The following is an 18,379-nucleotide window of genomic DNA, read 5'->3' as shown; positions in this document are numbered from 1 at the left end:
CCGGCTCTCCCTCTTCAGGCGAAGAGGGAGGCCACGCGCCCCCTCCCCCGACCGTCACCACTGCACGAGAACAACATGAAACTGGAGACCCTGCCCCCGATGTCGCCCACGCTTCCCGACGCGAAGAAAAACCGCTGGAAGAAACCGGTGATCGCCCTGCTGGTGCTGGCCGTGGCCGGTGGCGGCTGGACGGTGCTGCAAGGCCGCAAGGCGGCCGCCCCCACGGCCCAGGCGGCCACGCCGAAGAAGGACGGCCCGCCCAAGGTCGAGGCCTATGAACTGGTGGCCTCGGACGTCGCCACCGTGGCCCTGCGCGAACTGCATGTGAATCTGCCGCTGTCGGGCTCGCTGGTGCCGCTGCGCCAGGCGACCGTCAAATCCAAGGTCTCGGGCGAGGTCAAGGAAACGATGGTGCAGGAAGGCATGAACGTCGCGGCCGGCCAGCCGATCGCCCGCCTCGACCAGGCCGATCTGCGCGCCCGCGTGGCCCAGCAGCAGGCGGCCCTCGACGACGCCAATGCGCGCCTGGCCCTGGCGACCAAGAACGCCAGCAATAATCAGGCCCTGCTCAAGCAGAACTATATTTCCCAGTCGGCTTACGACACGACCCAGAACAGCGTCGATCTGGCGCGCGCCGCCGTCAAGCAGGCCCAGGCCCAGCTCGAGGTGGCCCAGATCGCCCTCAACGACACGGTGATCCGCGCGCCCATGGCCGGCACGGTCAGCAAGCGCTTCGTGCAGGCCGGCGACAAGCTCTCGCCCGACATGCCCGCCTTCAGCGTGGTCGATCTGCGCGAGATGACGCTCGAAGCCCAGGTGCCGGCCTCCGAGATTCCGCGCGTGAAGGTGGGCCAGGAAGTGCAATTCCAGGTCGATGGTTTCCAGGGCCGCCGCTTCAGCGGCAAGGTGGCGCGCATCAATCCGACCACCGAGGCCGGCTCGCGCGCAATGACCGTGTATATCAGTGTCGACAATGCCGACGGCGCCCTGCGCGGCGGCATGTTCGCCAAGGGGGCGATCACCACCGAGAAATCGGCGCCGATGCCGCTGGTGCCGCTGTCGGCCCTGCGCAAGGCGGGCGACAAGGACGCGGTGCAGGTCATCCAGGACGGCAAGGTGCAGCTGCAGCCGGTCAGCCTGGGTCTGCGCAATGAAGACGAAGGCCTGGTCGAAGTGCGCGCAGGCCTGGCGGCCGGCGCCCAGATCATCACCGCCAAGCTCGACATCAAGGCCGGTGACAAGGTCAAGGTCCAGGACAAGAAAGGCTGAGCGCCATGTGGATCACCAAGACCAGTATCAAGCACCCCGTGTTCGCCACCATGGTGATGGTGGCCCTGATGGTGCTCGGCTTGTTCTCCTATCGGCAGCTGGGGGTCGAGGCCATGCCGAACGTGGACTTCCCGTTCGCGGCCATCGAGGTCCAGTATCCGGGCGCCTCGCCCGAGGCCGTCGAGAACGACATCACCCGTCCGATCGAGGAGCAGGTCAACACCGTCTCGGGCGTGAAGACCATCCGCGCCAATTCCTGGGAAGGGCGCTCGGGCGTGTACATCGAGTTCGAGCTGTCGACCAATATGGACCGCGCCATGCAGGATCTGCGCGACAAGATCGCCGTGATCCGGCCCGGTTTCCCCAAGGAGGCCAAGGACCCGTTCATCGTGCGCGCCGAAACCGACAATGCGCGTCCGATCTTTGAGCTGACGCTGACGGCCGACGGCCGCAGCCTGCGCGACCTGTCCACCCTGGTCGAGCAGACCATCCGCAAGCGCTACCAGGGCGTGGCCGGGGTCGGCCAGGTGCAGGTGTATGGCACCACCACGCGCGAAGTGAAGATCAGCCTCAAGCCCGAGGCCCTGCAGGCCCAGGGCGTCGGCGTCGACGAAGTGATGCGCGCGATCCAGGCCACCAATGCCAATCTGCCGGCCGGCTATATCGCGAATGGCGCCTACGAACGCCTGGTGCGCATCGAAGGCAAGCTGAAGGACCCGCGCGAATTCAGGCGCATCATCGTGGCGCGCCGCGCGAATGGCCCCGTGTATCTGGAACAGGTGGCCGAGGTCATCGACGGCGAGCGCGAGGAGAATTCGATCTCGCGCCTGAACGGCCAGCGCGCCGTGTCGATGTCGATCACCAAGGTGCAGGACGCCAATGTGGTGGAAGTCGGCAAGCGCCTGCAGGAAGTCACGGCCGAGCTGCAGAAGAGCCTGCCGTCCGACATCAAGCTGCGCGTGATGGAAGACCAGTCGGTGCGCGTGCAGAGCCAGCTCGACAACGTGAAGGAAACCATCATCGAGGGCGCCGTGCTGACCATGGCCATCGTGTTCCTGTTCCTGCACTCGTGGCGCTCGACCATCATCACCGGCCTGACCCTGCCGATCTCGGTGATGGCTTCGTTCATCGCGATGAAGGCCTTCGGCTTCACGCTGAATTTCCTGACCCTCATGGCCCTGTCCCTGTGTATCGGCCTGCTGATCGACGACGCCATCGTGGTGCGCGAGAACATCGTGCGCCACCTGGGCATGGGCAAGGGCCACAAGCGCGCGGCCGAGGACGGCACCAATGAAATCGGCCTGGCCGTGATGGCCACCACCTTCGCCATCGTGGCCGTGTTCGTGCCGGTGGCCTTCATGCAGGGCATCATCGGCAAATTCTTCCTGCCGTTTGGCATCACCGTCACGGTCTCGGTGCTGGTCTCGCTGTTCGTCTCCTTCACGCTCGACCCGATGCTGTCCTCGGTGTGGAAGGACCCGGTCAAGAACCGCTTCAAGTATCTGCCCTGGCTGGGCAGCCTGATGCATGCGATCGAAGCCCGGCTCGACCGCGTGCACGTGGTGTACGGCAAGGTGCTGGCCTGGTGCCTGCGCTGGCGCAAGACCACGCTGGCGGCCGCCTTCGCCCTGTTCGTCGGCTCGCTGGCCCTGGTGCCGATGATCGGCGGCGAGATGTTCCCGGAAACGGATGAAGGCTATATCCAGCTGTCGTTCAAGACCCCGGTCGGCTCCAGCCTCGACTACACCGATGCCAAGGTCAAGCAGATCGAAGCGGCGCTCAAGGACTTCAAGGAAATCGACTTCGTCAGCTCGACCGTCGGCACCCAGGACGGCCACTATGCGGCGCGCATCAGCCTCAAGCTCAACGACGTGCAGAGGACCCACCGCCGTTCCCAGAAGGATCTGGAACAGGCGATCCGCCAGCGTCTGCAGCCGATCGCCGGCATCACGCTCTCGGTCGGCTGGAAGCCCGTATTCATCGCGATTCTGGGCACCGACGAAGCCAAGCTCGACGCGGTGGCCCACAATCTGATGGCGCGCATGAAGAAGATCAAGGGCGTGGCCGACATGGAATACAGCCAGGAAGGCGCGAATCCCTCGACCACCATCAAGATCAATAACGAGCTCGCCAGCGACCTTGGCCTGACGGTGACCCAGATCGGCCAGGCCGTGCGTCCCTTCGTGGCCGGCGACGTGGTCAGCCACTGGCTGGCCCCGGATGGCCAGAACTATGATGTGAATGTGCAGTTGCCCAAGTCGGGGCGCCAGAACGTGGCCGACCTTGGCGAACTGAGCCTGGCTTCAAGCAAGCTCGGCGCCGATGGCAAGCCGGTCATGGTGCCGCTGCGCCAGGTGGTCGACTTCGTGCCCTCGTCCAGCCCGCAGGTGCTCAAGCGCCAGGCCCTGCAACGCCGGGTGGCCATCTATGCCGGCATCGAAGGCCGTCCGTTCGGTGATGTGAACAAGGAAATCCAGCGCGAGATGGACGCCATCAAACTGCCCGAAGGCGTGCGTTTCGACGTCGGCGGCCAGGCCCAGCAGATGCAGGAAACCATGGCCGGCGCCGCCATGGCCCTGGGCACGGCGGTGATCTTCATCTACATCGTGCTGGCCTCGCAGTTCGGCTCCTTCCTGCAGCCGATCGCCATCATGGTGTCGCTGCCGCTGTCGCTGATCGGCGTGCTGGTGGCCCTGCTCGTGACGGGCTCGACCTTGAACATCTTCTCGGTGATCGGCTTCATCATGCTGATGGGCCTGGTGACGAAGAACGCGATTCTGCTGGTCGACTTCACCAACCACGGCCAGGCCGAGGGCAAGAGCCAGCTGCAGGCCCTGCTCGATGCCGGCCAGGTGCGTCTGCGTCCGATTCTGATGACGACCCTGGCCATGATCTTCGGCATGCTGCCGATGGCCATCGGCATGGGCGACGGCGGCGAAACCCAGGCCCCGATGGGCCGCGCCGTGATCGGCGGGGTGATCACCTCCACCCTGCTGACCCTGGTGGTGGTGCCGGTCGCCTACACCTACCTCGATTCGCTCGGCAAATGGGCGGCCCGCAAGCTCAAGGGGGCGGACGAGGACGAGGCGGCCGTCGAGGAAGACAAGCTGGCCGAAGTGGCCTGAGGCAGCGGGCGCGGGCAGCGGGCGCGGCCCGCCCCGCGCCTGCGCGTTCTAGACCAGCGGCCCGTCGAGCTCGGGCGGCAGGCCGGGGTCGAAGCCATTGACGGCGGCGTGCTCGACGGCCTCGCCGTCAGCGCCGCCCCCACCGCGCTGCTCGGCCTTCTTCTTGGCCTTTTCCTCGGCCTTGCGTTTCTTCTCCAGCTCGCGCTGGCGCTTTTCATACTGGTAATTCGTCTTAGCCATCGTGCACTCCTCTGTGGATTCAGGCAGCGGCCATTATTCGCCGCCCCGCCGCGCGCACATTTGATCAGGCGCGAGGATGATGCGCGCCGTGCAGCTGTTTCAGCCGTTCGCGCGCGACATGGGTATAAATCTGGGTGGTGGAAATATCGGCGTGGCCCAGCAGCAGCTGGACGACACGCAGATCGGCCCCGTGATTGAGCAAATGGGTGGCAAACGCATGGCGCAGGGTGTGCGGCGACAGCGGCGCCGTGATGCCCGCGCGGCGCGCGTGGTTCTTGATGATGACCCAGAACATCTGGCGCGTCATCGGGCCGCCGCGCCCGGTGACGAACAGCGCGTCATCGACCTGGCCGTTGAGAATGAGGGCGCGCGCCTCGCCCAGGTAGCGCTCGAGCCAGTGGCGTGCCTGCTCACCGAAGGGCACCAGGCGGGTCTTGCTGCCCTTGCCGGTGACGCGCAGCACGCCATCGTTCAGACTCAGTTCGACCAGTTTCAGCGCCACCAGTTCCGACACACGCAGGCCGCTCGCATACATCAGCTCCAGCATGGTCCGTTCGCGCAGACCGAGCGGCGTGCGCACATCGGGCGCGGCCAGCAGGGCCTCGACCTGGGCCTCGCTCAGGGTCTTGACCACGCGCAGCGGCTGCTTGGCTGAGGCCAGGTGCAGGCAGGGGTCCTGCTGGACCTGGTGTTCGCGCAGGGCCAGCTGATAGAAACGCTTGAACACCGACAGGCGCCGGTTGGCCGAGCTTGGCTTGGTGTCCTGGTGGCGCGCGGCGAAATAGGCGGCCAGGTCCGCGCCGCCGACGCCGAGCAGGCCACCGCACTCGGGCCGGGTGGTGGCCAGCCAGGTGGCGAACTGGCGCAGGTCGCGCCGGTAGGCGTCGAGCGAATTGCGGGCCAGCCCGTGTTCCAGCCACAGGCTGTCGCAGAAGCCGTCAATCAGAAGGAGATCGTCTGCTGTTGCCATGGTGCGCTGCTGACGCCTTCATGACGCAGCAGCCAGCGTTTGACGGCGAGATGGAAGCCATGCTCGTCATCGTGATGGGAAAAGCCGCCGAGCCCGCCCGAGGCGGTCACGCGGTGGCAGGGAATAATCAGCGGGAACCAGTTGGCCCCGCAAGCCTGGCCGACGGCGCGCGGCGCCGAGCCGATCGCCTTGGCCACCTGGCCATAGGTGCGCACCTGGCCGCGCGGAATGCTGGCGATGGCGGCCCAGACCTTTTTCTGGAACGCGCTGCCGGCCGCAGACAACGGTAGATCGAAACGGAAGTCGGGGTCAAGGAAGTAGGCGGCCAGCTGTTCGGCCGTGCGCTCCGATAGTGCATCGGTGGGCGCCTTGTCCCCAAAATGGGGCGGCAGGTAAACCAGCTCGGCAAGGGCGCCGGCGGCGCTGCGAATGCCCATGGCGCCGAATGGCGCGGGCACGATGGCGTTGAACAGTTCGCTACCGGCGGGAGCAGACATCGGGCACCGAATCTCGCGTAGAAACCTGAATCATAAAAGAAAAAAGCGCACCTTGCGGTGCGCTTGGAATTGGTTCACATCCCCGGCCAATGGGTCATTGCCCTCGGCATACTGTAAGACATGGTCTCCTCGAATTCGGCATCCCCTGCCGTTGTTCTTCTCAACTCCCCTCAACATGTTCGGTTCGTCTGGGGCTCTCGCCCCGAAGTGGTGCAAATAATAAACCAAACGGCTCGGGGTTTGTGTCGTTTTTATGACACGAGGAGTAAATAAGTTTAGTTGTAAATCAAGTTAGGCAGCCACAGCGACAGGCCCGGCCAGTAGGTCACCAGCACCAGGAAACCGAGCATGGTCAGCAGCCAGGGCAGCACCGCCACCGTCAGCTCGCTGATGCCCATCTTGGTGATCCCCGAGGCCACATACAGGTTCAGGCCGACCGGCGGATGGCACATGCCGACTTCCATATTGACCACGATCAGGATGCCGAAATGGACAGGATCGATGCCCAGCTTCATCGCCACCGGGAACAGAATCGGCGCCATGATCAGCACGATCGACGAGGGCTCCATCACATTACCCGCCAGCAACAGCAGGATGTTCACGACCAGCAGGAAGCCGACCATGCCCAGGCCCTGGCCCGTCAGCCAGTTCGCCATGGCCTGCGGAATATTCTCCGAGGTCATCAGGAAGGAGAACAGCACGGCGTTGGTGATGATGTAGAGCAGCATGGCCGACATCGAAGCCGAGTCGAGCAGCACCTTGCCGACCTGCTTGAGCTTGAGGTCCTTGTAGACGAACACGGCGATGATGAAGGCATACACGGCCGCCATGGCCGCCGCCTCGGTCGGCGTGAACACGCCCGTGTAGATGCCGCCCATCACGATCACGATCAGGAACAGGCCCCAGGCGCTCTTGCGGAAAGCCTGCCAGCGCTCGCCCCAGCTGGCGCGCGGCATGCGCGGGTAGTCGCGCTTCTTGGCCAGCACCCAGGTCGTCAGACCGAGCAGGAAGGCCAGCAGCAGACCCGGCATCACCCCGGCCATGAACAGCTTGCCGACCGAGGTATTGGTCGTGACCGAATACATGACCATCACGATCGAGGGCGGAATCAGGATGCCGAGCGCGCCTGAGGTGGTGACCACACCGGCGCCGAAGCGATTCGGATAACCCTGCTTGACCATGGCCGGCAGGATGATCGAACCGATCGCCACCACGGTGGCCGGGCTAGAGCCCGACACGGCCGCGAACAGGGCGCAGGCCAGCACCCCGGCCAGGGCCAGGCCGCCGTGCCAGTGGCCGACCATGGCGGTGGCGAAATTGATCATGCGTCTGGCCACCCCGCCGTGGGTCAGGAAATTCCCCGCCAGGATGAAGAAGGGAATCGCCATGATCTCGAATTTCTCGATGCCGGTGAACAGCTTCAGGGCCACCGATTCGATCGGCACCTGGGTCATCGTGAACAGGAAGGTCAGCACCGTCAGGCCGAGCGAGATCGAGATCGGCATCCCGGTCAGCATCAGCACGATCAGCAGCACAAAGATGATGGTCGCGTTCATGCTTTCGCTCCTTCGACCTCATCCAGGCCTTCGACATGGCCGTGGTCATGCTTGGGCAGCACGCCGGTGCGCACGAAGCCGACCAGCACCTGCAGGAAGCGGAAGCACATCAGGTAGGAACCGAGGGGCACGGCCAGATACACGATCCACATCGGCATTTCCATATCGGCCGAGGTCTGGTCCGTCTGCGCCATGGCCCAGACGAAGTTGGCGCCCAGGGTGCCGACGATGCCGGTGAACAGGGCGCCGGCCAGCAGGCCGACGATGATGAACTTATCGCGCCATTTGTCGTCCAAACGGTTGATCAGCACATCGACGCCGACGTGGATGCCGGTGCGCACGCCATACGCGGCGCCAAACTTGGCCATCCACACAAACATATAGATGCACAGTTCCTGGGCCCAGGAAAAGTTCAGGCTAATCAGCCAGTCTTGCAGGCCCGGAATCGGCAGGCCGGACAGGTAGCGGTGCACAACCGCGACGAAGATGAGGATGGTAGCCATCCCCATCAGGGTCGCGATCAGCCACTCCTCCAGATGATCGAGGATTTTCATGGTGGCGGGCGGCGGCGCTTATTTGCCGGCGGTTTCTTTGGCGATGGCCGCAATCAGGTCTTTGCCGATGCGGTCTTCCATCTGCTTATGCACGGGCAGCAGCACCTTCTTCCATTCGGCCACATCCTTGGCGTTCGGCACATAGATCTGGGTCTTGCCGGCCTTCTTGATGTTGTCGAGGGCGATATTGTTGTCGCGCTCGGCGATGGCTTTTTCGTAGGTGGTGGCGTCGCGCATCGCGCCTTCGAGGGCGCTGCGGATGTCGGCCGGCAGGCCATCCCAGAACTTCTTGTTGACGATGACGGCATAGCCCAGATAGCCGTGGTTGGACACGGTCAGGTGCTTCTGCACTTCATGCATCTTCTGGGTGTACATGTTGGACGGCGGATTCTCGGTGCCATCGACCACGCCGGTCTGCAGCGCCTGGTAGACCTCGGAGAAGGCCAGCACCTGCGGATTGGCGCCGAGCGCGCGCATCTGCGCCTCAAGCACCTTGGACGACTGGATGCGCATCTTCTGGCCCTTGAAGTCGGCCGGGCTGACCAGCGGCTTATTGGCCGACATGATCTTGAAGCCATTGTCCCAATAGGCCAGGCCGGTGATGCCCTTCGATTCGAGCTTTTTCAGCAGGCCCTTGCCGATCGGGCCTTCGGTCACCGCGTACAGGGCGGCCTTGCTCGGGAAGATATAGGGCAGGTCGAAGACTTCGAATTCCTTCACGCCCAGCGGGCCGAACTTGGCCAGCGAGGGGGCCAACATCTGGACGGCGCCCAGCTGCAGGGCTTCGAGTTCTTCCTTGTCCTTGTACAGCTGGCTGTTCGGGTAGACCTCGACTTTCACGCGGCCCTTGGTGGCCTTTTCGGCCAGTTCCTTGAAGCGCTCGGCGGCCTGGCCCTTGGGCGTGTCGGTCGCCACCACGTGGCTGAACTTGATGACGATCGGGGCCTGGGCAAAGGCGCTCAGGGACAGGGCGGCCAGCGACGCGGCCAGCAGGGCTTTCAGTTTCATGCGAGGTCTCCTCTCTGTTTTACAATGGATGGGCTCTTGGGGGCTTAGTGTGATTCTCACTCCCCCGTTCCGGCGCCGGCTATTGTGGAAAACCACAATCCTGTGTCCGCCGCCTTTCGCTAGGCTGACGCCCATGAAAAATCCCTTCGCCCTGCCGCGCCGTATCGCCCTGTCCGGCCCCCTGCGCTGGCTGGTGCCGGTCCTGCTGGCCCTGTTGATCATCGCCCTGCTGGTCGGCCTGCCGTGGCAGGCGCGCCAGCTCGAGGCCAATGAGCGCCAGGAGCAGCTGATCGCCGATACCCTGTGGGTCGAGCAGACCATCCGCTTTGAACTGGCGCGCAACGAAGACCTGCTGCGCGCCCTGGCCGAGGACATCGGCCACGACAGCCTGCACGGGGACGTCCTGCACCAGCGCCTGGTGCGCCTGGTCGGCGCCGGCCGTTCGATCCAGCGCCTGGTGGTATGGGACAAGGACGGCGCCATCCTGTCCGATTCCGGCACCGGCCGCGTCGAACTGAGCCCGGCCTCGCAAGCGGCGATGGACCGCGCGCGCCGCACCCGCCAGGCCCAGTATGCGGACCCGCCGCCGGGCCGCCCGCGCGCCGCCCTCGACCTGCACCTGCCGATCTACCATGGCGACGTCTACCTGGGCAGCCTGATGGCCAGCTACGACGTCTACACGCTGCTGAACGACATGGTGCCCTGGTGGTTCGCCCAGGATAACCAGATCTCGGTGCTCGATGGCGACGAGCGCCTGGTGGCGCGCCGCGCCGCCGCCGGCGAGGGCAAGGGCGTGTACACCCACAAGCATGCGCTCGACCTGCGCGGCACCACCCTGGTGCTGGCCACCGACAGCATCAAGGGCGCGCCGCGCCTGCTGCCCAATCTGCTGGTCGGCTCGGTGATCCTGCTGGCCCTGGGCCTGGTGGCCAGCCTGGCCGCCCTGTGGCGCCACATCGCGCGGCGGCTGGCGGCCGAAGGGGCGCTCAAGGCGCAGATGGCGTTTCGCCACGCGATGGAGAACTCCACCCTGACCGGCCTGCGCGCGCGCGATCTGGAGGGGCGCGTCACCTATGTCAACCGGGCCTTCTGCCAGATCGTCGGCCTGCCAGCCGAGGAACTGATCGGCAAGGCGCCGCCCATGCCCTACTGGGCGCCCGAGGCCATGGCCGACTACCAGGGCCGGGTGGCCGAGGTGCTGGCCGGTTCGGTCACGCCGCAGTTCGAAACCGTGTTCCTGCGCCCGAACGGCGAACGGGTACCGGTGCTGATCTTCGAGGCGCCGCTGGTCGACGCGCATGGCCGCCAGACGGGCTGGGTCGGCTCCATCCTCGACATCTCGGCGCGCAAACGGGCCGAAGAACTGGCGCGCCAGCAGCAGGAAAAGCTGCAGGTGTCGAACCGTCTGGCCACGATGGGCGAAATCTCCTCGATGCTGGCGCATGAACTGAACCAGCCGCTGGCGGCCATCTCTAGCTACACGACGGGCGCGCTGAATCTGGTCCAGCGCGGCGCGGTCGATCCCGAGATGCTGCGCCAGGCGCTCGAGCAGGCCAGCGCCCAGGCCCAGCGCGCGGGACAGATCATCCGCAGCGTGCACGAATTCGTGAAGAAGCGCGAACCCGAGCGCCAGCCGGTCAGCATTGAGGCCCTGCTCGAGGCCGTGCGCACCCTGATCGATCTGCAGGCGCGCAAATACTTCGTGACCGTGCAGACCGAGATTGCGCCCGGCCTGCCACCGGTGAACGTGGACCGCATGATGATCGAGCAGGTGCTGCTGAACCTGACGCGCAATGCCATCGAGGCCATGCAGGATGTGGGCTCCGAGCGGCGCGTGCTGGTCATCGGTGCGCGCTGCGCAGGCGCGCGCGTGGCCGTGTGGGTGGCCGACCAGGGCCACGGCATCGCGCCCGACGTGGCCGAGCGTCTGTACTCGCCCTTCTTCTCGACCAAGGCCGAAGGCATGGGCATGGGCCTGTCCATCTGCCGCACCGCCGTCGAATTCCACGGCGGGACACTGGTACACTCACCCAATCCGCAAGGCGGCACCATTTTCACATTCGACCTGCCTGCGCTCTAGGAGACCCCGATGCTGCACATCGTCGACGACGAAGCCGTGATTCGCGACGCCCTCGCCTGGCTGGCCCGCTCGCGCGGCATTCCGGCCCAGACCCACGAGCATGGCGAGAGCTTTCTGGCCGTGGCCGGCCAGCGCTTTGATGAAGGCGGCGACTGCGTGCTGCTGGACGTGCGCATGCCGGGCACGAACGGCATCGCCGTGTTCGACCAGCTGTCGCTGCGCGGCCTGATCAAGCGCCTGCCCGTGATCTTCCTGACCGGCCATGGCGACGTGCCGATGGCGGTCGACACCCTCAAGCGCGGCGCCTTCGACTTCTTCGAAAAACCGTTTAACGACAATGCCCTGATGGACCGCGTCGAGCAGGCCCTGGCCGCCTCGCGCGCGGCCGGCGCCGAGGCCCAGGTGCAGGAGCGTCTGGCCTCGCTGTCGACGCGCGAACGCGAAGTGCTCGATCTGATTCTGGCCGGGATGATGAACAAGGTCATCGCCGACAAGCTCGGCATCAGCATGCGCACGGTGGAGGTCCACCGCGCCCATATCTTCGAGAAGATGCAGGTGAAAACCGCCGTCGAGCTGGCCGGGCTGCTGCGTTAGCGCGGCGCCCGCAGACAGGCGTCCAGATCGGCCAGCGCGCCATCGCGCAGGGCCAGGAATTCGGGCATGCTGGCAAAGCTGCGCTGGCCCGGCGCGGCATTCAGAAAATAGGCCGTCACCACCAGCTCGTGGACGCGGTCGATCAGGGTGACGATCGACAGCACGCGGTCGTCATCGACCCCGCTGTGCACGATGGCGATGCGCTCGATGCCCGCGTGCTCGCTCTGCTCGAGCGGCACCGGCACGCGCGGCGTATTGGCCAGGTAGCGCATCTGCGCCAGGATGGCGGTGCGGTCGGCGTCGATCTGGCCGGGCAGCGAGCGTTCGAACTTCAGGTTGACGAAGGGCGTGCCGCCGGCGTCATTGAGCATCAGGCGCGTGCCTTCCAGGACCGACACCTTCTCCTCGCCATCGGCCGTGCGCACCTTGCGGTACTGGCGCTTGCTGGAAAAGTGCTCGACACTGGCGCGCACCAGCGGCGCCCGGAAGGCGCAGGCGGCATAGCCATCGAGCGTGGAGGCCTCGGCCGCGGCGGCCGGCGGCAGCACCAGGGTCAGGGCGGCCAGGGCCAGAATGGCCAGTGTGGCGGTCAGCAGATACGTGCGTTTCATGAGCGGCTCCGGCAGGGGGACGGCGGCAGTCTGCCGCTGGGCGCCGGGCGCGCCAAGCCGGACGCGCGCGGTATCGCCCTACGCCCCCGACGGGAGCGACGCCTGCACCCCGTGGCGCGCCAGCGCCCAGGCCACATGCTCGCGCACCAGCGCGGACGGATGCTCGGCGCGCGCGCGCAGGGCCGCGACGATGGCCGCGTCGCCGGGCAGGGACGCGGCCGCATTGCCGAGGGCGACGGCGATATTGCGCAGCCAGCAGGCGTGGCCGATGCGGCGGATCGGACTGCCCTCGAGGCGCTGCAGGAATTCGGCCTCGCTCCAGCCAAACAGTTCGATCAGGCTGGCGCTGCCCAGGCCCTGGCGTTCGTCGAAATCGGGCAGGCTGGCGCGCTGGGCGAACTTATTCCAGGGGCAGACCAGCTGGCAGTCGTCGCAGCCGTAGATGCGGTTGCCGATCAGCGGGCGCAGTTCGAGCGGGATGGCCTCGCGCAGCTCGATCGTCAGGTAGGAGATGCAGCGGCGCGCGTCCAGCCGCCCGGGGCCGAGGATGGCGCCGGTCGGGCAGGCGTCGATGCAGGCCGTGCACTGGCCACAGTGATCGCTGACCGCTGCATCGAGCGGCAGCGGCAGGTCGCACAGAATTTCGCCGATGAAGAACAGCGAGCCGGCCTCGCGCGCGAGCAGCAGCGTATGTTTACCGCGCCAGCCCAGCCCCGCCTGGGCCGCCAGCGGCAGCTCCATCACCGGGGCCGAATCGGAGAACACGCGGTAGCCGAACGGCCCGGCCACGGCGGCCACCTGGTCGGCCAGCGCCTGCAGCCGGCTGCGCACCACTTTGTGATAATCGCGCCCACGCGCATACACCGACACCACGGCGGCGCGCGGATCGCGCTGGCGCGCCAGTTCCTCTTCGCGCCAGGCCGGACCGCGCGCGGACGGCAGATAGTCGATGCGGGCCGAAATCACGCGGATCGCGCCCGGCACCAGCTGGGCGGGGTCGGCGCGCAGCTCGGCGTGGCGCGCCATGTAGTCCATCTCGCCATGGTGGCCAGCCGCCAGCCAGGCCTGCAGGCCTTCCGCCGCGCCGGGCAGGTCGGCCGCGCCGATGCGCACCTCGGCAAAGCCCAGCGCGCGCCCCCAGTCTTTGATGGAGCGCGCCAGCGCGGCAAAGTCGGGGACGTCAGCGGGCATGGCGATACAATAGGGGGATACCGAAACCTGCATTCTATTCGATGGCCCACTTTACCGCCCACCTGCACGACGAAGCCGGCACCACCGCCCTGGGCGTGGCGCTGGCGCGCGCGCTGGCGCCCGGCCTGGTGCTCTACCTGCATGGCGACCTTGGCGCCGGCAAGACCACGCTCACGCGCGCTCTGCTGCACGCAGCCGGCTATGTCGGCACCGTGAAAAGCCCGACCTACACCCTGTCCGAGCCCTATCGCATCAGCATCGACGGCCAGCGCCTGGACCTGATCCACTACGACCTGTACCGCATGGCCAGCCCCGAGGAATTCCTCGACGCCGGCTTTCGCGAGGACTTCAATGGCGTCAATATCTGCGTGGTCGAATGGCCGGAAAAAGGCGCGCCGGTGCTGCCGCCGCCCGATCTGAAGCTCACCCTCAGCATCAGCGGCCACGGCCGTGATGTAGAATGTGAGGCACAGACCGCGCTTGGCCAGTTATGCCTGAATCGCCTCAAATTCGCCCCCAATCTGTAAGCCGCCGCACCGCGCTCAAAGCCGGTGCCACCCTGCTGCTGTCCGTCCTGGGCAGTCTGCCGGCGCGCGCTGCCCAGATTCTGGCCGTGCGCGTGTGGCCGGCGGCCGACTACACGCGCGTCACGCTCGAAAACGACACCGATCTCAAGGTCAGCCACTTCACCGTGACCGATCCGGACCGCCTGGTGGTCGACATCGAAGGCCTGGAACTCAATCCGACGCTGAAAAGCCTGGTCGCCAAGATCACCTCCAACGACCCCTACATCAAACAGGTGCGCGTGGGCCAGAACCGGCCGAATGTGGTGCGCCTGGTGTTCGACCTGAAGGAGGCCGTCAAGCCCCAGGTGTTCACGCTGGAGCCGGTCGGCAGCTACAAGCACCGCCTGATTTTCGACCTGTATCCGGTCAATGCGGCCGACCCGCTGGCGGAACTGATCGCCAAGGCCGATGCCGCGCCCGAAGCCAAGGCGGCCGAGCCCAAGCCCGACGCCAAGCCCGAACCCAAGGCGGATGCCAAGGCCGACGCGGCCAGGAGCCCGGCCAAGGTGGTGCGCATGGTGACCGTGGCGCTCGACCCCGGCCATGGCGGCGAAGACCCGGGCGCGCTGGGCGCGGCCGGCAGCCGCGAAAAGGACATCGTGCTGGCCGTGGCCAAGCGCCTGAAGGGCAAGCTCGAAGACCTGCCGAATTTCCGCGTCATGCTGACACGCGACGCCGACTACTTCGTGCCGCTGCAAACGCGGGTGGACAAGGCGCGCAAGGTGCAGGCCGACCTGTTCGTGTCGATCCACGCGGACGCCTTCGTCTCGCCGACGGCGCGCGGCTCCTCGGTATTTGTGCTGTCCGAAAAAGGCGCCAGTTCGGCCGCCGCGCGCTGGCTGGCCGACAAGGAGAACCTGGCCGACTCGATCGGCGGCGTGAACATGAAGACCCACGACCGCAATGTGGCCAGCGTGCTGCTCGACCTGTCGACCACGGCCCAGATCAACGACTCGATGAAGGTCGGCGCGGCCGTGCTCAATGAAATCGGCGGCATCAACCGCCTGCACAAAGGCCAGGTCGAACAGGCCGGTTTCGCCGTGCTGAAAGCGCCCGACATTCCGTCGATCCTGATCGAGACCGCCTTCATCTCCAACCCGGACGAAGAAAAGCGCCTGACCGACAACGCCTACCAGGACCAGATCGCCGATGCCATCGTCAAGGGCATCAAGCGCTACTTCGCCAAGAATCCGCCGCTCGCCAAGAGCCGCCAGACCTAAAGGACCACCATGCACTGCACGACCGAGCTTGTGTACGGCAAGCTGCCCGCGGTGCGCCTGCGCGCGCCCGATGGCGCCGAGGCCACCATCACCCTGTACGGCGCCCACGTCGTCTCCTGGATCGACGCCAGCGGGCGCGAGCAGCTGTTCATGAGCCGCCAGTCGGCCCTCGATGGCAGCAAGGCCCTGCGCGGCGGCGTGCCCGTGATTTTCCCCCAGTTCGCCGAGCAGGGCAGCGGGATCCGCCACGGCTTCGCCCGCATCAGCCACTGGCGCGTGCTCGGCGACGGGCTCGAAGACGGCGCCGCCTTTGTCGACCTGGTGCTGACGCCCGATGATCTCGACGCCAAGGCGCGCGCCAGCTGGCCGCATGCCGCCCAGCTGCGCCTGCGCGTGGCCGTGCGTGCGCGCGAGCTGCATCTGAGCCTGCACGTGACCAATTGCGGCGCCGACGCCTTCAGCTTCGCCAGCGCCCTGCACAGCTACCACCGGGTGTCGGCGCTGGCCGACGTGCGCATCGGCGGCCTGCAGGGCCTCGCCTATGCCGAGAGCGGGGCCGCGCCCCGGCTGCAGGAGGACGCGATCCTGAGCCTGCCCGAGAAGACCGACCGCATCTACCAGGAAGTGGCCGCCCCGATCACGCTGCGCGACGCCGACGGCACGCGCGAACTGACGCACCAGGGCTTTCACAACGCCGTGGTGTGGAATCCCGGCGCGGCCGACTGCGCGGCCCTGGCCGACATGGCCGACGACGAATACACAGCCTTTGTCTGCATCGAGCCGGCCCTGATCGGCGGCCACCTGCTGCCGCCCGGCGCCAGCTGGCACGGCAGCCACACCATCCGCGCTGCCTGAACGAAAAATGGGGTCAGACCCCATTTTTCCGCCTGGATAAATGGGGTCTGACCCCGATTTGTTTGTGGGGCAAGGGGGTGTTCCGCGCGGATTCGCGACGGCGCAAAAAAAAGGGCGGATCCTGCGATCCGCCCTGAGCTACACGACATACACGCCGTGGGTCCTAGTTCGATTCCTTGATGACGCGGCCAGCGTTCGGCTGGATCGGACGCGCATTGAGCGGATACAGGCGCGAGAACAGCGCCATCTGGGCCGGCGCGGCCGACATCGGCTGCTTCATCACCAGCCACAGCACCCCTTCGGTACACGGCGGCGTGGTCAGCGAGCCCATATACGTGAAGTACTCGCGCCGCTGCGGCAGGAACTGGGTCGGGTCGATCAGCACGGCCGGCGAGACTTCCATGTTCTTTTCGAGCGGCAGATTGTTCCACACGGTCTGGATGATCGGCGAGGCATTGCCACGCTCGAGCAGCACGGCCAGCACGGCCAGCTTGCCCTCGGCGTCGCGGTGCACCATGTGCACCACCATCTCGAAACCCTTGCCGTTGATGCGCTCTTCCGACGGCCGGTGGAAGTGGAACTGCAGCAGCTCGTACATGCGGTTGCCGACGGTGAGGTAGTTACCGCCGGCCAGCGTCACCTGCACCGTGTGGCCATTGTCGATCACCGAGAAGCTGGTCGGGCGGTAGTCGAACACGATCTGCTCGAGGTCCACCTTCATGCCATCGCGGATGTCGATCGGCGACTGGCGGTTGCCGGCGCTGCACTTGGCCCAGTCGGTATTGATCTTGCCCCAGTTGGCCGGGCCGGTTTCGCCCTCATAGGTCCAGTGCTCGATCTTGGGCGGCGGCTGCTTGGCCTTCTCGGCCACGGCGGCGGCCTCCTTGGCGGCGGCGGCCTTGCGCGCCTTCTCGGCGGCGGCCGCACGCGCTGCCTGGTTGGCGCGCAGGATGGCCAGACGCTGGGCGATCTTGGCGGTCAGGTCGGCTTCGGTCTCGTCGACCTTTTTGACGTCCAGGCCCCTCGGCTTGTCGTCCTTGGCCTTCTCGGATTCTTCGGATTTGGCGCTGCTCTTGGCGCGCGCACTCCCGCCCGGAATGGGCAGTGTGGCTTCGTAAGGAAGCTTGGGGCCGGATGCGGCCGACGCCGCGCTTGCACCATGGGCCGAACCTGCGCTCGCATGCGCGGACGAAGCGGGTTTGACAGCCGTTTCAACGGTCGGCGCACCGCCTTTCGGCGGGTCGGACGCATTGGCGCCCACCGCTATGACGACGAAGCCGGTTAACAGGGCGATCAACTTGCGCATGAGGGTATGAATAGTGATGACTCCGACCCTCTAACGGCTCGCAAGGCCCGAAACTTGAATCGGTTCTAACGCCCCGACAGCTTGCGCGCGAATTTCCACAGCCCGCCGAGCAGCAGCGGCACCACGGCCAGACCGACGCCGACCAGCACGATCGTGGTCAGATGGTTGCGCACGACCGGGATATTGCCGAAGAAGTAACCGCCGGTGACCAGGCTGCCGACCCACAGGAAGGCGCCGGCGAAGTTAAACAGCTGGAAGCGCACGTGGGTCATGTCCGACACCCCGGCGACAAACGGCGCGAAAGTGCGCACCACCGGCACAAAGCGCGCCAGGATGATGGTTTTGCCGCCGTGGCGCTCGAAGAATTCGTGGGTGCGGCGCAGCGCGTCTTTGTTCAGCCAGCGGTAGTCGTGCGTGAAGACGCGGTGGCCGATCGCCTCGCCGATCCAGTAGTTGACCGTATTGCCGGTGAAGGCCGCGACGATCAGCAGCAGCGACAGCAGCCAGTAGTTCATCTGGCCGGTGGCGCAGAAGGCGCCGGCGATGAACAGCAGGGTGTCGCCCGGCAGGAAGGGCAGCACCACCAGGCCCGTCTCGCAGAACACGATGAGGAACAGCACAGCGTATATGTATGGGCCATACTGGGACAGCAGGGTTTCCAGTGTGGTGTCGACATGCAGCAGCAGGTCGAGCATTTGCATCAGGTCCATAGCGCTCCTCGAGGATAGGCGCGCATC

General features: G+C 66.1%; 17 protein-coding genes. 7 read left to right on the top strand and 10 right to left on the bottom strand.

Annotated elements, in window-relative coordinates; genetic code table 11:
• Positions 1–75 precede the first annotated feature (75 nt).
• Positions 76–1,269, top strand: coding sequence for an efflux RND transporter periplasmic adaptor subunit (locus tag LZ005_RS04180; protein ID WP_237805001.1), 1,194 nt, complete (start codon positions 76–78; stop codon positions 1,267–1,269).
• A gap of 5 nt (positions 1,270–1,274) precedes the next feature.
• The gene (locus tag LZ005_RS04175) at positions 1,275–4,394 is read left to right on the top strand and encodes an efflux RND transporter permease subunit (protein ID WP_237805000.1); all 3,120 of its coding nucleotides are present in this window, start codon (positions 1,275–1,277) and stop codon (positions 4,392–4,394) included.
• Positions 4,395–4,442: 48 nt separating this feature from the next.
• Here the strand turns inward: LZ005_RS04175 and LZ005_RS04170 are convergent, their stop codons facing one another.
• From LZ005_RS04170 to LZ005_RS04145, 6 genes are all read right to left on the bottom strand, one after another.
• Positions 4,443–4,634 carry a hypothetical protein gene (locus LZ005_RS04170; protein WP_237804998.1) on the bottom strand — a complete coding sequence of 64 codons (192 nt, stop codon included), beginning with the start codon at positions 4,632–4,634 and terminating at the stop codon, positions 4,443–4,445.
• A gap of 64 nt (positions 4,635–4,698) precedes the next feature.
• Complete coding sequence (gene xerD, locus LZ005_RS04165) at positions 4,699–5,604, bottom strand: site-specific tyrosine recombinase XerD (RefSeq protein ID WP_237804996.1); 906 nt, start codon at positions 5,602–5,604, stop codon at positions 4,699–4,701.
• On the bottom strand, positions 5,577–6,101 hold the full coding sequence (locus tag LZ005_RS04160) for a methylated-DNA--[protein]-cysteine S-methyltransferase (RefSeq protein ID WP_237804994.1): 525 nt from the start codon (positions 6,099–6,101) through the stop codon (positions 5,577–5,579). Before LZ005_RS04160 ends, xerD begins: the two co-directional genes overlap by 28 nt.
• Positions 6,102–6,376: 275 nt before the next feature.
• Positions 6,377–7,657 carry a TRAP transporter large permease gene (locus LZ005_RS04155; protein WP_237804992.1) on the bottom strand — a complete coding sequence of 427 codons (1,281 nt, stop codon included), beginning with the start codon at positions 7,655–7,657 and terminating at the stop codon, positions 6,377–6,379.
• On the bottom strand, positions 7,654–8,211 hold the full coding sequence (locus LZ005_RS04150) for a TRAP transporter small permease (RefSeq protein WP_237804990.1): 558 nt from the start codon (positions 8,209–8,211) through the stop codon (positions 7,654–7,656). The genes LZ005_RS04155 and LZ005_RS04150 overlap by 4 nt, the downstream gene beginning before the upstream one ends.
• A gap of 18 nt (positions 8,212–8,229) precedes the next feature.
• On the bottom strand, positions 8,230–9,219 hold the full coding sequence (locus LZ005_RS04145; protein WP_237804988.1) for a TRAP transporter substrate-binding protein: 990 nt from the start codon (positions 9,217–9,219) through the stop codon (positions 8,230–8,232).
• A gap of 133 nt (positions 9,220–9,352) precedes the next feature.
• Between LZ005_RS04145 and LZ005_RS04140 the strand changes: the two genes are divergently transcribed.
• Together LZ005_RS04140 and LZ005_RS04135 are read left to right on the top strand one after the other, a co-directional pair.
• Positions 9,353–11,299: a sensor histidine kinase gene (locus LZ005_RS04140; RefSeq protein WP_237804986.1), complete on the top strand. Its 1,947-nt coding sequence runs from the start codon at positions 9,353–9,355 to the stop codon at positions 11,297–11,299.
• A 9-nt stretch (positions 11,300–11,308) separates the two neighbouring features.
• A complete protein-coding gene (locus tag LZ005_RS04135; RefSeq protein ID WP_237804984.1) occupies positions 11,309–11,893 on the top strand; it encodes a response regulator transcription factor in 585 nt (194 codons plus the stop codon).
• Here LZ005_RS04135 and LZ005_RS04130 read toward each other — a convergent pair.
• Both LZ005_RS04130 and queG read right to left on the bottom strand, forming a co-directional pair.
• Positions 11,890–12,504, bottom strand: a complete 615-nt coding sequence (locus LZ005_RS04130; protein WP_237804982.1) for a hypothetical protein — start codon at positions 12,502–12,504, stop codon at positions 11,890–11,892. The genes LZ005_RS04135 and LZ005_RS04130 overlap by 4 nt on opposite strands.
• Positions 12,505–12,582: 78 nt before the next feature.
• Positions 12,583–13,695, bottom strand: coding sequence for a tRNA epoxyqueuosine(34) reductase QueG (gene queG, locus LZ005_RS04125; protein WP_237804980.1), 1,113 nt, complete (start codon positions 13,693–13,695; stop codon positions 12,583–12,585).
• 41 nt (positions 13,696–13,736) lie between these two features.
• On the opposite strand from queG, the gene tsaE reads away from it, so the two are divergent.
• The 3 genes from tsaE to LZ005_RS04110 are packed head-to-tail and all read left to right on the top strand — an operon-like array spanning position 13,737 to position 16,336.
• A complete protein-coding gene (gene tsaE, locus LZ005_RS04120; protein ID WP_237804978.1) occupies positions 13,737–14,222 on the top strand; it encodes a tRNA (adenosine(37)-N6)-threonylcarbamoyltransferase complex ATPase subunit type 1 TsaE in 486 nt (161 codons plus the stop codon).
• Positions 14,186–15,481 carry an N-acetylmuramoyl-L-alanine amidase gene (locus LZ005_RS04115; protein ID WP_237804976.1) on the top strand — a complete coding sequence of 432 codons (1,296 nt, stop codon included), beginning with the start codon at positions 14,186–14,188 and terminating at the stop codon, positions 15,479–15,481. The genes tsaE and LZ005_RS04115 overlap by 37 nt, the downstream gene beginning before the upstream one ends.
• Before the next feature lie 9 nt (positions 15,482–15,490).
• On the top strand, positions 15,491–16,336 hold the full coding sequence (locus LZ005_RS04110; protein WP_237804974.1) for a D-hexose-6-phosphate mutarotase: 846 nt from the start codon (positions 15,491–15,493) through the stop codon (positions 16,334–16,336).
• A gap of 163 nt (positions 16,337–16,499) precedes the next feature.
• Here LZ005_RS04110 and LZ005_RS04105 read toward each other — a convergent pair whose 3' ends face one another.
• Positions 16,500–17,642, bottom strand: coding sequence for a carbonic anhydrase (locus tag LZ005_RS04105; protein ID WP_237804972.1), 1,143 nt, complete (start codon positions 17,640–17,642; stop codon positions 16,500–16,502).
• Positions 17,643–17,707: 65 nt separating this feature from the next.
• Positions 17,708–18,352, bottom strand: coding sequence for a VTT domain-containing protein (locus LZ005_RS04100; protein ID WP_237804970.1), 645 nt, complete (start codon positions 18,350–18,352; stop codon positions 17,708–17,710).
• Positions 18,353–18,379: the final 27 nt, after the last annotated feature.

It is taken from the genome of Massilia sp. TS11 (assembly GCF_022012445.1).
Classification (GTDB): Bacteria; Pseudomonadota; Gammaproteobacteria; order Burkholderiales; family Burkholderiaceae_D; genus Telluria.
Note: the sequence above shows the minus strand (reverse complement) of the source record. Positions and strands in the feature narration are given on the sequence as shown.

Excerpts from the sequence above, each read along its gene's own strand:
- LZ005_RS04170 (WP_237804998.1), bottom strand. The coding sequence starts at position 4,634 with ATGGCTAAGACGAATTACCAGTATGAAAAGCGCCAGCGCGAGCTGGAG.
- LZ005_RS04115 (WP_237804976.1), top strand. The coding sequence starts at position 14,186 with ATGCCTGAATCGCCTCAAATTCGCCCCCAATCTGTAAGCCGCCGCACC.
- LZ005_RS04155 (WP_237804992.1), bottom strand. The coding sequence starts at position 7,657 with ATGAACGCGACCATCATCTTTGTGCTGCTGATCGTGCTGATGCTGACC.
- LZ005_RS04130 (WP_237804982.1), bottom strand. The coding sequence starts at position 12,504 with ATGAAACGCACGTATCTGCTGACCGCCACACTGGCCATTCTGGCCCTG.
- LZ005_RS04145 (WP_237804988.1), bottom strand. The coding sequence starts at position 9,219 with ATGAAACTGAAAGCCCTGCTGGCCGCGTCGCTGGCCGCCCTGTCCCTG.
- LZ005_RS04135 (WP_237804984.1), top strand. The coding sequence starts at position 11,309 with ATGCTGCACATCGTCGACGACGAAGCCGTGATTCGCGACGCCCTCGCC.
- queG (WP_237804980.1), bottom strand. The coding sequence starts at position 13,695 with ATGCCCGCTGACGTCCCCGACTTTGCCGCGCTGGCGCGCTCCATCAAA.
- LZ005_RS04150 (WP_237804990.1), bottom strand. The coding sequence starts at position 8,211 with ATGAAAATCCTCGATCATCTGGAGGAGTGGCTGATCGCGACCCTGATG.
- LZ005_RS04180 (WP_237805001.1), top strand. The coding sequence starts at position 76 with ATGAAACTGGAGACCCTGCCCCCGATGTCGCCCACGCTTCCCGACGCG.
- LZ005_RS04175 (WP_237805000.1), top strand. The coding sequence starts at position 1,275 with ATGTGGATCACCAAGACCAGTATCAAGCACCCCGTGTTCGCCACCATG.
- LZ005_RS04160 (WP_237804994.1), bottom strand. The coding sequence starts at position 6,101 with ATGTCTGCTCCCGCCGGTAGCGAACTGTTCAACGCCATCGTGCCCGCG.
- tsaE (WP_237804978.1), top strand. The coding sequence starts at position 13,737 with ATGGCCCACTTTACCGCCCACCTGCACGACGAAGCCGGCACCACCGCC.
- LZ005_RS04105 (WP_237804972.1), bottom strand. The coding sequence starts at position 17,642 with ATGCGCAAGTTGATCGCCCTGTTAACCGGCTTCGTCGTCATAGCGGTG.
- LZ005_RS04110 (WP_237804974.1), top strand. The coding sequence starts at position 15,491 with ATGCACTGCACGACCGAGCTTGTGTACGGCAAGCTGCCCGCGGTGCGC.
- LZ005_RS04140 (WP_237804986.1), top strand. The coding sequence starts at position 9,353 with ATGAAAAATCCCTTCGCCCTGCCGCGCCGTATCGCCCTGTCCGGCCCC.
- LZ005_RS04100 (WP_237804970.1), bottom strand. The coding sequence starts at position 18,352 with ATGGACCTGATGCAAATGCTCGACCTGCTGCTGCATGTCGACACCACA.
- xerD (WP_237804996.1), bottom strand. The coding sequence starts at position 5,604 with ATGGCAACAGCAGACGATCTCCTTCTGATTGACGGCTTCTGCGACAGC.